Genomic DNA, 13637 nt, shown 5'->3' with positions numbered 1-13637 from the left:
GATCCGTGACGCCTCGACTCAGTGTCGTCGTGCCGTACTACAACGTCGCCGATTACATCGCCGAATGCCTTGACTCGCTGCGCCGCCAGACCTTCGGCGACTTCGAGGTGATCCTGGTCGACGACGGCTCGCTCGACGCCACCGGGCTGATCGCCGAGGACTACTGCCGGACGGATCCCCGTTTTCGGCTGGTGGTCCAGGAGAACCAGGGCCTCGGCCCGGCCCGCAACACCGGGGTCCGCTACAGCGAAGGCGAGTACCTCACCTTCGTGGACAGCGACGACCTCGTGCCCCGGCACGCCTTCGAGGTGATGGTCCAGTCCCTGGACGAGACCGGATCGTCGTTCGCGGCGGCCGGCGCGCGGCGGTTCGACGACTACGGCTCGTGGGGTTCGTGGCTGCACGGCAAGATCTTCGCCGCCAACCGGCCGGCCACCCACGTCGTGGAGTACTACCAGGCGGCCATCGACCGGATGGTGTGGAACAAGGTCTTCCGGCGCAGCTTCTGGGACGAGTTCGGCTACGAGTTCCCGGCCATCCGCTACGAGGACTACCCGGTGACGCTCAAGGCGTACCTGGACGCGGTCACCGTCGACATCGTGGCCCAGCCGAACTACTACTGGCGCGAGCGCACGACCAACGACTCCATCACCCAGCGGCGGGCCGAGTTCGCCAACCTCTGCGACCGGATCCGCTCAGCCGACCTCGTGCTCGACCTCGTCGAGGAGCTGCCCGCGTACCTGCGGGACACGGTGCACATGCACCTGGCTCAGGTGGACATGGTCACGCTCGTGGACGCCTTCGGGGAACTGTCCGACGAGGACTGCGTACGCCTGGCTCGGGTCGCCCAGCGGTTCGCCGAGCGCATCGACAAGGGGCCGGCCGCCCGCTCGTCGTACCTGGGCCGCGTGCAGCACCAGGCGTTGCGTACCGGCGACATCGAGATGCTGCGTGCCGTGGCGGAGATCCGCCGGGACGGCACGCTCAACGCGGTCCGGGCCGAGCGCTCCCAAATGCCCTGGCGGCGGCACGAACTCGTGCCGCCGAACCGCGGCGGGCAGGCCAAGTCGCTGTTCCGCATTCCTGGGCGCGCGCCCTACGCGGCCAGCACGACGGTCACCGACCTCGACTGGGAGACCGACGCGGGTGGCGAGACCGACCTCGTCGTACGCGGCACCGCCGAGATCCGCCACCTGCAGATCGACGCCACCTCCAAACTGCGCATGGTGCTGGAGGCCAACGGCGTCGAAGTCCCGTTGCCGGTCGAGCGGTTCCCGGCGTACGACAGCCACGGCGATCGGAACCTCGTCGGGTACTCGGTACGCGTACCGCACTCGACGCTGGCGGGCATTCCGGCGCGCAACGAACCGGCGACGCTGCGAGCCACCATCAGCCAAGGGCACGTCAAGCGCACTACCGTGCTGCGCAACGTCGGACCGGGCAACCCGAGCATGCCACCGGGCGCCTGGATCAACGGCGGCTCGTGGCTTCAGCCCTTGCCTGCGGCCGACAACCGGCTGCTGCTGCGGCACATCACCGACCCGGCCCGGCTCACCTCGGCCGCCCTTCAGGACGGCTGCATCTTCCTCGAAGGCGCGCTGCCACCCGAGTCCGACGTCCTCCAGCTGATCCGGACCTGGGCGCGGACCGAGCTGACCGACTGCGAGGTCGTGCCCGGCGACACCGAGGACCGGTTCACCGCCCGCGTACCGGTGTCCGAGTTGCTGCCGGAAGACGATCCGGACGACCCGGTCACCGGGCGTACGGTGTGGCGGCTGGAGACCGCGACCCCCGGCAACCCGGTGCTCGCCCTCGGTCTCACCCACGCGGTCAGCCAGGTCTTCGACGGCCGCCTCGTGCAGATCAGCCGGGCCGCCGACAACTGCGTGATCGTCACCGACGGACCGGTCCGGCCGATCGCCGACGAGATCGGGCTCGCCGAGGACGTCGGTCTCGTGACCGTCTCCGGCCAGTCCTGGGCGGCGCTGGACTTCCCGCTGGTCTGGCGGCGGGTCGGCGACGGCACCGGCGACGACGACGTGACCTGCTCCGTGGGCGCGGTTCCCGGTGGTCTCGCGGAGGCGGACGCCGTCGCGGAGGCGGACTTCGCGGACGTCGGCGTGCGCTGGACGGCGCTGACCGATGTGGAGCGTCTCGTCGCCGCGTCGCCGCAGCCGCTGCACTCCTCGGCGACGATCTGGCAGCTGGTCGCCCTGCCGGCCACCGGCCGCCCGTACGCCGTGCAGCCCGACGCCTTCCTCGCCGCAGACGCGTCGATCACCCTCGCCGTCGGGGAGCATCAGCTGACGCTGCGCCCGCACGCCGACCGCGTCACCGTCGAGGTGCGATAGCCATGCATCACCACAACCACTACTACGGGCAGTCGCACATCCTCGCCCGGTACGCCGGCCTCGACGACGAGTTCCCGCCGCGTCTGCGGGGATACCTGCAACACGGCTGGAACATCGGCTGTGGCTGGAATCCCGCCCACGAGTTCTTCGACGGCGCCTGGCGGTTCGTCTGGAGCGACTGGCCCCGCCGGCGCGGGCACTACCTCGGCCGCCGCAACTACCACGTGGTCGGCGCGCCCTGGCTCTACCTGCTGGAGTTGGAGCCGGAGCTGGGCGCGGTCCCGGAGGACGAGCGCGAAGGCACTCTCTGGTTCCTGTTCCACGGCTGGGAAGGGGGCAAGATCTCCGGCAACCACCGGCGGCTGATCGACGAGATCAAGGAGACCGAGCGTGGCCCGGTCACGATCAGCCTCTACTACACCGAGTTCGAGCGCCGGGAGATCCGCCAGCACTACGAGAAGGCGGGCTTCGACGTCATCTGCTTCGGCCAGCGCGGCTGGAACTACGAGGGCACCGACCGGCGCTTCCTCTACAAGCAGCTGGAGGCGTTCCGGCGGCACAAGCGGGTGGCCTCGAACCGGCTCGCCACCGCGATCTTCTACGGCGTCTCGGTGGGCTGCGAACCGGCCGTCTACGGTGACCCGATGGATCTGGCGGGGGAGAACCCGCTGTTCGGCGGCGTAGCGCGGATCGAGCGGCTGTGGCCGGAGATGATCGGCAAACAGGTCGATCCGGTGGCCGCCCGCGAGATCACCGACGAGGAACTGGGCCGGGCGTGGCTGCTGCCGCCCGAGGAGATGCGGATGCTCTTCGACTGGAGGGAACGTGACTGAGATCGAGAGCGCCGTGCGAGTCGTCCGGGGCGAGATGCAGCCCTGGAGCGACCAGAATCAGCCGGGCCGGCCACCGGCCGGGGGAGCGGTGGTCTGCCGTCTGCTGTCGGACCTGCTGCCCCGAGCCCGGCGTACGCTCGTCGTCGGCCCCCACGGCCAAGACGTCCTGGACCTCGTCGCCGATCGCAGCGACCAGGTCACCGTGCTGCTCCGCTCAGTCAGCGACGCCACCGACCTCGCGACCTCGCCGGCCGGTGAGATGTCCTTCCTGGACGGTCGCTTCGAGGTGGTCGCCGGGGCGCTCGACGGGCTGGCCGGGGCCACGCTCGAACCGTACGACGTGATCGTCGCGGTCGACGGACTCGACCGCGTCCTCGGCGCGGACAGCCCGGATCTGAGCTGGCCGGAACGCCTGGCCCAGCTGCTGAAGCACGCGACCGTCGACGCGGCGCTCGTCCTCGGGCTGGAGAACGGCTTCTCCCTGACCAGCCTGCTCGACCGGCGCGGGCTCGACGAACGGCACGGGGACAACGAATGGTGGCCGCTGCGGGACGACCCCGAGCGCCCGGCCTCCGTCGCGGCGTTCGCCGAGGCCGTCGAACGCGCCGGAGTCTCCGGCACCACCGCGTACGCGAACTTCAGCGAAGCGGGCATCGCGCACACCCTGATCGAGACCACGGCCGCCGCCGAGGCCCGGCCCGGCAGCCTGCTCTGCCGCTTGGGCGTACGCGGACTCGCCGCAGCCGCCGCGTCGCTGCCGCTCCTGGCCCCGATCGGGGAGCTGGCCGAAGCCGCCGCGCTCGCCGGGCAGCTCGACGCGGTTCCCGAGAGCTGGCTACTGATGCGGGGCAAGCCCACCCGGGCCGCGTACGCGGAGGGCGCGGCGAAGGGTGTCACCGTCGCGGTCGACCGGGCGGACGCCGGGTGGATCGTGGACTCCGCGGGGGCTGCCGCCGACGTGCCCGGCGGACTCCGCGTACGGGTCGGGACGCGTACGCTGCCGGACGCCCCGACGGCGGAGGACGTGCTGTTCCGGCTCGCCGCCGCCGGAGACGTCCCGGGGGTGCGCGCGTTCGCCGCCGAGGTGGGCGCCTGGGCGCGTACGCAGTCGGGGTCGGGCGTGTTCTGCTTCGACGACCTCGGCTATGACGGGACCGGGTTCACACCAGGCTTCTACGGCTGGGCCGTCGTCGAACCGGTGTCGCCGGGAGAGCTGCTCGCCGCCGCCTGGCAGCGCTGGCGCGATCGGCTCGTCAGCGGCCGCCGCCGGCATCCATGGCCGCCGTGGATGACGGGCGACGAGCTGGTGGCGACGCTGCTGCGAATGTCGGGCGACGAGGCCGAGCCGTCCACTGTGGAACGCGGCCGGAAGATCGCCGCGGCGGTATCGGCCGCAACCGACCCCGTCGTCGACGAGTCGACAGTGGACCTCCGGTCGGCGCTGGAGGACGCCGCCGCGGCGCGCCATGAACTCGCCGAGCTACGCGGGCACGTGTTCGGGCTGGAGCGCACGCTCGGGTTCCGCGACAAGCAGCTCAAGGTACGCGAGAAGCGCATCCGCGAGATGCGGGCCAGCGTCCAGCGCTACGAGGCGATCCGCAACCATCGCCTGTTCAAATACGTCCGGTACGCCGCGAAGATCCGCCATCCGAAGCAGTTCGCGCGCGCGGTGATGCGGCGACTACGGGGTTGACGGCACCCCCAACCGTCAAACGATCTAGGCGAGAAATGGTCGCCGGGGCAGCCATTTCTCGCCTAGATCAACGTCTCGGCGTTGCGGGTCAGGGACGCTCGGACGCAGTCGACCGCCAAGGCTCGGCGAGTTCCGCGTACCACTTCTTGAGGGCCTGAGCGTCATCGCCCTGACGCGCGCCCGGCCCGAGCGCCGCACCGGGCGTGATCACGCCGGGCCCACCGCGCGCTACCTGCCAGGCGGGCGTGCCCTGCGGTGGAGCCGTGGATTTCGGCAGGCCGGCCGCCCAGTCGGCGAGCTGGCCGCCGCGGCTGCCGTCGATGACCGTGCCGGTCTGCGGGGCCGGGGTGGCGCTCCAGCTCATCGTGGCCTTGCGCAGCACGCCGCCGCCGCCGACGCCTGGACCGGGCAGGACGAACGCCCCACCGCCGGGCGCCATGCCGCTGTTCATGCCCAGCGGCATCATCGACACTGGCGCGCCCGGCGTCATCGCGGTGGTCGGCGGGCCGCCGCCACCGGTCAGCGTCGGGCCGGGCCCGTCGTAGTCGGAGTAGGCACGGTCGTACACGTGCTCGCTGGCCCGCTCGCTCAGCACCTCGGCCGCGGACCGGTTGCCACCGGAGGAACTGGCGCCCAGGCCGGAGGACGTGGTCGTGGCGACCCCGGGCAGGCCGGGCGGGGGCGCGTAGCCGACCGGCGGCGCGACGACGGCGGCCGCGGTGAACAGCGCGCCGCCGATGACACCGCCGGCGCCTCCGCCACCGCGGGGGAAGTCGCGTGGGTTGTCCTTGCGGCCCGGCCCGTCCGGATCGGTACGCGGTTCCCGATGCGGCCGGTCCTTGCGTGGCTCGTCCGGCGCGATCGACACGGGCAGGATCTTCGGCGCGTACGCCTTGGGCCCCTTGATCCGCAGCGGCCCGACGGCATGGTCCAGATGGGACATCGTGCCGCGGGCACGCCGATTGAGGTCTTGGGCGGCGGCGCTCAGCGAAGCCGTCGTCGCGGTGGCCGACTCGCCGAGCCGCAGCCACTCCTCGACCAGCGGATCGATCTCGGCACGTGCGCGGTCGAGCTGATCGACGACCTTGCCGACGTCCGCCGCGATCTGGTGGTACGCGTCGGCGTCGCCCTTGAGTGACGCGGCCAGCGCGCGGGCGTACGCGTACGTCTCGGCGGCCGCCTCGGACTTGGCCGACCACGACTTCTCCAGCTTCCCGACCGCGGTCAGCAGAAGCTCGGCGGCGTGCGCCACGAGGTCGCCGACCGCGTTCGCGGCCGGGATGACGTCGCGCTCGTGCGGGTCGCGCTGGACCGCGTCGGCGATCCGAGGCACGTCGTACGCCTGCCAGTTGACCTGCCAAGGAGCCGTCATCAGCCCTCCACCACCTTTGCCGGCTCCAGGCTGTCGACCGGCTCCACCGCGGCGGTGTCGACCGTCGGCTCCACAGTGGGTTCCACAGTCGATTCCACGGTGGGTTCGACGACGGCCGGTTCGCTGGGCGGCGCGCCGGCTGACGGCGCGGCTGCGTTGTCCACGGGCGTCACATCGGCCGGCGGTGGCGTCTCCACACCGGACGGCGCGGGCCCGGCCGATGGCGCGGCCGGTGTGTTGATTCCCGGTACGACCCCGGCCGTCCGCTGCAACACCTTCTGCAGCGCGCCCTCGGAAAGGGCGTCCGACGATTGATAGCCGTCCGCGATCTTGCCGACGGCCTCGATCAGGAACTGCAACGAGGCGATCTGCCGCGACAGGTTCCCGTGTGCCTCACGGATCGCCTGCGACGTCTCAGTCCGCCGTTGGAAGAGCTCGCCGCTCGGATTGCTCTCGCCGAACGTCACCGGGTCCGTGAACAGAAACTTCTGTCGTTCCAGACCCGGCTGCAAGACATCGTTCAAGATCGACGTGAGGTCCTTAGTGAAATCCCGCAGCGCAGCGGGATCGACCCGGATCTCTCGGTCCATGCGCCGCCTCCCCAGAGCGTGACCGGCCGGCTACAACCTAGCACTACCACGCTCCACAAAGACATCGTTCGCGCGTCGTCCTCAAGTGAACTCTGGGGTGGTTTTTCCAGCGTGTAGACCAATCCACTGTGGCCTGGAGCTCGATACCGGCCAGGCCCGCGGGGCAACAGCTCCGCGACGCTCAGCTGGTACGCCGACAGTGGCGGTCGTCGATCACCGCCGTCAGGCGGGCAACCGGCGTAGCAGAGTGATCACGGCGGTGAGCAGTGCGACGACCGCGACGATCAAGAGGGCGGTCGCGACGGTCGGATTGGCGAGCAGCCACCACATCGCCCCGGCGGCGAGCACGACGGCGATCCAGGGCTGCCACCGGCGGATGAAAGTGCGTACGCCGGGCCGTGGGCCGATCGCCCGGCCGACCGGATCGATCGCCGTGTTCACGCCGCGGCGGAACAGGGTGGCGCCGCGACCCGGCCCGGCCAGGTACACCCAGATCGCGGCCAGGGCCGCCGCGACCGTCGTCGTCGCCAGCGCGATGACGAGGTACCGCAGGAGCTGGTCCCAGACCGTGAGGGCCACGTCGGTGTTGAAGCCCTTCGCGGACAGTTTCTCGGCGTACTTGTTGCGGAAGACCGCGTACGCCCCCAGCGTGAGCAGCAGCAGGACGGCGCTGATGAGCAGTCCGACGAGCAGGCCGCGCCGATGGTTGGGTGCGCACCACACGCCCAGCCCGAGCACGACCAGCGCCAGGATCGGCAGCCAGGTCCCGGCCTTGTCGAGCAGTTTCACGTACCGCTGGATCTCGGGGAGGTTGTCGATCGTGGCGACGGTGTAGGGGATCGACACGTCCGGCACCTTGCTGAGGAAGCCCCAGCCCCGGTTGACGAGGTTGTCCTTGGCGGCGGTCACCACCGGACCGAGGTTGATCACGACGTCGGCGTTCTGAGTGGAGACGATCGTTCCGTCCTCGCCAGTGAGCAACTTGTCGATCTGCGTATGCGCGGAGCGGTTGATCTCCGTCCACAGCGTCGCGAACTGCGGCGAGGTGACCAGTTCGCCGACAATCCGCTGAACCTGCCCCTTGATCCAGTTCGTGATGGCCGGCGCGGCCAGCGTCGCCGCCTGCTCGGCGCCCTTGATCCCGGTCGCCTGCGCGATCTGCTGAATCAGGGCCGGCAGATCGGCCGAGTTCATCACCGCGTCGGTGACCCGGGTGGTGATCGCCCGCTGGACGTCCGGATCGCTGGCCAAGGGAGCGACCGTCTCCACATAGCGATCGGTGTTCAGCAGTTCAGAGCGGGCGAACCGGGCCGTCACCGAGGCGACCACCAGCAGGCTGGAGATCACCAGGAGGACGACGGCCCCGGTCCACCGCAGAGTCCGCATCCGGCGCTCACTCGGCGTGCTGGAGCTTGCGTACGCGGAACGCCATGATGATGTCGGTGATGCCGCGAGCCAGGCAGATCGCCGCCACCAGCACGATCAGCGTGTAGAGCGACCGGGTGAACCGCCCGGCGGCCCAGAAGCCGAGCAGCATCTCGATGATGCCGACGATCAGGCCGAGCCACCACGCGTCGTTCTCCGCCTTGGTGAGGAACGCCAGGATGATGTCGGCGACACCCTTGAAGAGCAGATACCAGCCGACGAACGCGGCCAGCCAGAACACCGTCTTGCCGGGATTCGCCCAGCACAGGATTCCGGTGACGAGGAACAGCGCGGCCAGTACGCCGTGCAGCCATTTCCAGCCGGGGGCGGTGAACATCTGGAACAGCTCTGCGATGGCCGCGACCAGGACCACCGCGCCGGCGAGCGCGGCGATCGAGGCGACGCTCCGGCTGTTGAAGCCCAAGACGAACCAGCTCACGATGATCCAGGCGGTGCCGGTGATCAGGAACAGCCACCAGGGCATTCCACCGGAAGTCTTGGACATGCCCGCAGAACCGGGCATCTTGGGAACACTTGCCGTCGTCATGGCTCTAATATGAGGCTAATTCGGGGTGAATGTGGCTGATTTGGAGAGACGAGGGCAGGTATGGCGGAACCACCCACTGGCCGGGCGTACCTGCGGCTCATCCTGCTCGGTGCGGCCATCGGCATCCCGGCCGCGCTGGTGGCAGCCCTGTTCATCGCGTCGGTGCACGGGCTCGAACACTGGCTTTGGGGCCCCGGCGAACCACCCTGGTACGCCGTCCTCTCGCTCCCCGTCCTCGGTGCGATCATCGTCGTCCTGGCGCGCCGATTCCTGCCCGGCGACGGCGGCCACTCCCCGCTGAAAGGACTGAGCACCGCCGCCACCCCGATCTCGCACGCTCCGGGCGTCTTCCTCGCCGCCCTCGGCTCCCTGTCATACGGGGCCGTGCTGGGCCCGGAGGCCCCGGTCATCGCGCTCGGCTCGGTGGTCGGCATGGTGGCGAACCGCTACGCGAAGTTCGACACACAGGGCGCCTCGGTGATCTCCAACGCCGGCCAGTTCTCCGCGATCTCCGCGCTGTTCGGCGGCCCACTGGTCGCCGGGATGCTGCTCCTCGAGGGCGGCATCGGCCTGGGCGCCCGGCTGCTGCCAGTCCTGCTGCCCGGCCTGGTCGCCGCCGCGATCGGCTACCTGATCTTCGTCGGCTTCGGCACCTGGGGCGGACTCGACGCGCCCGGCCTCGAAGTGCCCGACCTGCCCGCGTACACCGGAGTGCACCTCGGCGACCTGCTGATCGTCGTGGTCGTCGGCGTCCTCAGCTCATTCGCCCTGGCCCGGGTGCACCGGCTGGGCACGCGAGTCTCGGAAATGAAGCTGCCGATGCCGGCCCTGCTCCTAGCCGGCGGCCTCGCCGTCGGACTGCTGGCCCTCCTGGCCCGGGCCCTCGGCGCGAACTCCCAAGACGTGCTCTTCTCCGGCCAGACCAGCGTCGGCGTCGTGGCCACCGCGGACTCGACGAAAATCGTGCTCGTACTGCTGATCGCCAAATTCCTCGCGTACGCGGTCTGCCTCGGCTGCGGCTTCCGCGGCGGCCCGATCTTCCCCGCGATCTTCCTCGGCGTCGCCATCGCCTCCCTGGGCGTGGTCTGGTTCGACCTGTCCCCGACACTCGCCCTGGCGGGCGGGGCAGCCGCGGGCATGGCGGCGCAGACACGGCTGATCTTCTCGCCGCTGCTGTTCGCGGGCCTGCTCGTGGGCGCGTCCAGCCTCGACGTCCTGCCACCCGCGGTCCTCGCCGTCGCCGCGGCCTGGCTGACGACGAAATTCCTGGACCGGCGCGCCAAGCCCACCGTAGAAACCGTCGCCCCCGCCGACTAACCGCTCGCCCCGCTCGCTCGGCTCGCTCGGCTCGCTCGGCTCGCCCCCGCTCGCCCCGCTCGCCCCTGCGGCGCTCGCGCTGCTTTCCGCGCGATCATGAACTATCGGTCGTGATCAACCGGCGTGTCGTGTCCCCAGCGCCCTGATCAACCCCGGAACTCCCTGATCAACAGGGGATGTCCGCGTCGGGCAGTGGATCAGTCCGCCGGGGGGACGATCACCTGGTTGTGGTTCAGCGACCTGCGAAAACGCAATCGATCACGGCCATAAGTTCATGATCGCGCAGAGAGCAGCGCGAGCGCCGCAGGGGCGAGCGCCGTGCGGCGAAACACAGGCGGGCGAGGTGAGGTGGGGTGAGGTGGGGTAGAGCAGGGGGCGGGCGAGGCGAGGGTCAGAGGCGGACGACCATTTTGCCCGTGTTCTCGCCACGGAGCAGCCCGAGGAACGCCTCGGGGGCGTTGTCGAGCCCGTCGACGACGGTCTCCTGGAACGAGATCTTGCCCTCGCTCAGCCAGCCGCTGATCTCGGCGACCATCTCCGGCATCCGGGCGCCGTGATCGTTGACGATGAATCCGCGCAGGGTCAGCCGCTTGCCGATGGCCAGCGCCAGGTTCCGGGGCGCGGCGGGCGGCGTGGTGTCGTTGTACGCCGCGATGGCCCCGCACAGCGCGACCCGGCCGTGCTGGTTGAGGGAGCTGATCGCGGCCTCCAGATGGTCCGCGCCCACGTTGTCGAAGTACACGTCGATGCCGTCCGGCGCGGCCTGCTTCAGCTGCTGCCCGACGGGGCCGTCCTTGTAGTTGAAGGCGGCGTCGAACCCGAGGTCCAGCAGGTGTGCCACCTTCTCGGCCGAGCCCGCGCTGCCGATGACCCGGGAGGCGCCCTTGAGTTTGGCGATCTGCCCGGCGATGCTGCCGACCGCGCCGGCGCCGGAGACGAAGACGGCGTCGCCCGGCTTGAACTCGGCGACGTCCAGGAGTCCGGCGTACGCCGTCAGGGAGGTCATCCCCAGCACGCCCAGGTACGCCGAAGGCGACAGCCCCTCGATCGGAGTGACCTTGCGGGCGTGGCGGGCGTCGAGGACCGCGATGTCACGCCAGCCCAGCCCGTGCAGCACGAGATCGCCGGGAGCGAATCCGTCGGCACGCGACTCGACGACCTCGCCGACCGCGCCCCCGTCGAGCGGCTCCCCGAGCCGGAACGGCGGGACGTACGACTTCACGTCGTTCATCCGTCCCCGCATATAGGGGTCCACCGACATGAACAGGTTGCGTACCACCAGTTGTCCCTCTGTGGGCGCCGGCGTCTCCCCCTCGACCAGCGCGAAGTTCTCCGCCGTCGGCCAGCCGGCCGGGCGGGACGCGAGGGTGATCTGGCGAGCCATCCTTGACCTCCATAAATAGTTGAACTGCCTCAACTATACTGGCGGTCATGACGGTGACGCGAGAAGTGGTGCAGCTCATGGCCGAGATCGCGGCCCGGTTCAACGCGGGTTACGAGGACGCGGCCGGGACGCACCAGCTCACGGCGATGCAGGCCAAGCTGCTCATGCTCGTGGCGGCCGAGCCGCAGCCGATGCGGCGGCTGGCCGACGAGTTCCACTGCGACCCGTCGAACGTGACCGGCATCGCCGATCGGCTCGAACGCCGGGGCCTCGTCGTCCGCGAGCCCGATCCCGGCGATCGGCGGGTAAAGAACGTCGCCCTGACCGACGCCGGCCGCCACGTCGTCGACGATCTACGCGGCTCGCTCGGGTTCGCCGCCGAACCGTTGCGTTCGTTGAGCGAACCCGAGCGCGAGCAGCTGCGTGATCTGCTCCGCAAAATGCTCGGCCGTTGATCATGCCGTCGTGGAGTCGATCAGGGTGCTAAGGACGCGACACGCCGGTTGATCACGACCGATAGTTCATGATCAACGGGATAGGGAGTGGGGGGAGGAGGAGGCGGCGAGCGAGGGGGCGTCAGCCCCCGAAGCGGCCGCCTCCGGAGCGGTAGCGCCGGGAGCGGGAGCGGGGCTGGGACGGAGGAAGACGGCCAGCACGAGCGCTCCGACCAACGCGGCAGCCATCGTCCACAGGGTGGTGACGTGAAGCGAGTGGACGAACGCGTCGTTGGCGGCCGTGGTGACGCCCGGGTCGCCCAGCGATCGGGCGTACTCGGCTGAGACCAGGGCCCGCGAGCGCAGGTCGGCCGGCAATGCGCCGAGTGAGGGTGTGACCGACGAGCGGTACACAATGGACATGATGGTGCCGCCGAGCGCGATCCCCAGCACCGCGCCGGTTTGGCGCACGGTGTTGCTCACGGCGGAGCCGGCCCCGGCCCGTTCCAGCGGCAGCGTGCCCATCACCGCCGTGGTCACCGGCGCGATGACCATGCCGATCGCGGAACCTTGGATCAGCATCAGCACTTCGAGCACGCCGATCGGCGTGGTCAGCCCGACCAGGCTCCACGATCCCATCGCGAGCCCGGCGACGGTGAGGGCGGTGGCCGTCACCGCTCGCACCGACGTTCGGCGTACCAGTTGATTGGCGAGAGGGGCCGCGATCATGACGCCGACCGCGGCCGGGAGGGCCAGCAGACCGGCTTCCAGCGGGCTGTAGCCGCGCGCGCCTTGCAGGTAGAACGCGGAGTAGAACGAGTTCGCGGTCATGGCGAGGAAGAGCAGGCCGAGACCCGCGGTTCCGCCGCCGAAGACGCGCCGCGCGAGCAGGCGCGGGTCGAAGCTCGGCTGCCGCGCCTTCAGTTCCACGGCCACGAACGCGGCCAGCAGGGCCAGCCCGGCCACCACGGTGCCCCAGACTTCGGGCCGGTCCCAGGCCGCGACTTGTCCCGCTCGAATCAGGCCATACGCCAAGAGCCCGAGCCCGCTCACGGAAAGCGCCAGGCCCGGCAGGTCCAGCGCCCGAGCGGCCGGCGGCTTGAACTCCGGGAGGAGGGCGATGATGCCGAGCAGCGACAGGGCGACGATGGGCAGATTGATCAGGAAGACTGAGCCCCACCAGAAGCGGCTGAGCAGCGCCCCCGACAGCACCGGGCCGATGGCGATGCCGACGCCGGCGGCCGAGGAGAGCAGGGCGAACGCCTGAGCGCGGGCCGCGCCCTGGAAGGTCCAGGTGAGCACGGCCATGGTGGCGGGCATGACGAGCGCGCTGCCGGCGCCCATGACCGCGCGGGCTGCGATGAGTTCGCCCGGACTGCTCGCGTACGCGGCCCAGAGTGAGGAGGCGCCGAAGACGGCCATGCCGACGCCGAGGACGAGCCGGTGCCCGTAGCGGTCGCCGAGCGCACCGGCGGTGAACATCAGCGTTGCGAAGACGAGGGTGTAGGAGCCGATCGCCCACTGGAGCTGGCCGGGCGACGCGGCCAGCCCGTGCGTCGGATCGGCCAGAACTTCGAGGGCGTTGCCGAGGATCGTGTTGTCGATCCAGACGAGCAGTTGGGAGCCGACGAGGACGAGAAGGATCAGCCTGCGCTTCGTGGCTGACGGTTCGGTGGTGGACATGGCGCACC

Annotated in this window: 11 protein-coding genes; 5 read left to right on the top strand and 6 right to left on the bottom strand. The window is 70.3% G+C overall.

Annotated elements, in window-relative coordinates; translation table 11 throughout:
* Window positions 1-5: 5 nt before the first annotated feature.
* The 3 genes from HDA40_RS11790 to HDA40_RS11780 are packed head-to-tail and all read left to right on the top strand — an operon-like array spanning window position 6 to window position 4877.
* Complete coding sequence (locus HDA40_RS11790) at window positions 6-2351, top strand: glycosyltransferase family 2 protein (protein ID WP_253754940.1); 2346 nt, start codon at window positions 6-8, stop codon at window positions 2349-2351.
* Between the two features lie 2 nt (window positions 2352-2353).
* Complete coding sequence (locus HDA40_RS11785; RefSeq protein ID WP_253754938.1) at window positions 2354-3184, top strand: hypothetical protein; 831 nt, start codon at window positions 2354-2356, stop codon at window positions 3182-3184.
* On the top strand, window positions 3177-4877 hold the full coding sequence (locus HDA40_RS11780) for a hypothetical protein (RefSeq protein ID WP_253754936.1): 1701 nt from the start codon (window positions 3177-3179) through the stop codon (window positions 4875-4877). Before HDA40_RS11785 ends, HDA40_RS11780 begins: the two co-directional genes overlap by 8 nt.
* Window positions 4878-4965: 88 nt before the next feature.
* On the opposite strand, the gene HDA40_RS11775 is transcribed toward HDA40_RS11780, so the two are convergent.
* From HDA40_RS11775 to HDA40_RS11760, 4 genes are all read right to left on the bottom strand, one after another.
* The gene (locus tag HDA40_RS11775; RefSeq protein ID WP_253754934.1) at window positions 4966-6249 is read right to left on the bottom strand and encodes a hypothetical protein; all 1284 of its coding nucleotides are present in this window, start codon (window positions 6247-6249) and stop codon (window positions 4966-4968) included.
* Window positions 6249-6839: a hypothetical protein gene (locus HDA40_RS11770; RefSeq protein WP_253754932.1), complete on the bottom strand. Its 591-nt coding sequence runs from the start codon at window positions 6837-6839 to the stop codon at window positions 6249-6251. Before HDA40_RS11770 ends, HDA40_RS11775 begins: the two co-directional genes overlap by 1 nt.
* Before the next feature lie 222 nt (window positions 6840-7061).
* Window positions 7062-8225 (bottom strand): hypothetical protein, encoded by a 1164-nt coding sequence (locus tag HDA40_RS11765; RefSeq protein ID WP_253754930.1) that lies wholly within the window; start codon window positions 8223-8225, stop codon window positions 7062-7064.
* Between the two features lie 7 nt (window positions 8226-8232).
* Entirely contained in the window at window positions 8233-8811 is a 579-nt protein-coding gene (locus HDA40_RS11760) for an HdeD family acid-resistance protein (protein ID WP_253754928.1), read from the bottom strand.
* Window positions 8812-8871: 60 nt separating this feature from the next.
* On the opposite strand from HDA40_RS11760, the gene HDA40_RS11755 reads away from it, so the two are divergent.
* Complete coding sequence (locus tag HDA40_RS11755) at window positions 8872-10128, top strand: chloride channel protein (RefSeq protein WP_253754926.1); 1257 nt, start codon at window positions 8872-8874, stop codon at window positions 10126-10128.
* A 391-nt stretch (window positions 10129-10519) separates the two neighbouring features.
* On the opposite strand, the gene HDA40_RS11750 is transcribed toward HDA40_RS11755, so the two are convergent.
* Window positions 10520-11512 (bottom strand): NADP-dependent oxidoreductase, encoded by a 993-nt coding sequence (locus HDA40_RS11750; RefSeq protein ID WP_253754924.1) that lies wholly within the window; start codon window positions 11510-11512, stop codon window positions 10520-10522.
* 47 nt (window positions 11513-11559) lie between these two features.
* On the opposite strand from HDA40_RS11750, the gene HDA40_RS11745 reads away from it, so the two are divergent.
* Window positions 11560-11967: a MarR family winged helix-turn-helix transcriptional regulator gene (locus HDA40_RS11745; protein ID WP_253754922.1), complete on the top strand. Its 408-nt coding sequence runs from the start codon at window positions 11560-11562 to the stop codon at window positions 11965-11967.
* Window positions 11968-12039: 72 nt separating this feature from the next.
* Here the strand turns inward: HDA40_RS11745 and HDA40_RS11740 are convergent, their stop codons facing one another.
* Window positions 12040-13629 carry an MFS transporter gene (locus HDA40_RS11740; RefSeq protein WP_253754920.1) on the bottom strand — a complete coding sequence of 530 codons (1590 nt, stop codon included), beginning with the start codon at window positions 13627-13629 and terminating at the stop codon, window positions 12040-12042.
* Window positions 13630-13637: the final 8 nt, after the last annotated feature.

The sequence above is a fragment of the Hamadaea flava genome (assembly GCF_024172085.1).
Classification (GTDB): Bacteria; Actinomycetota; Actinomycetes; order Mycobacteriales; family Micromonosporaceae; genus Hamadaea; species Hamadaea flava.
Note: the sequence above shows the minus strand (reverse complement) of the source record. Positions and strands in the feature narration are given on the sequence as shown.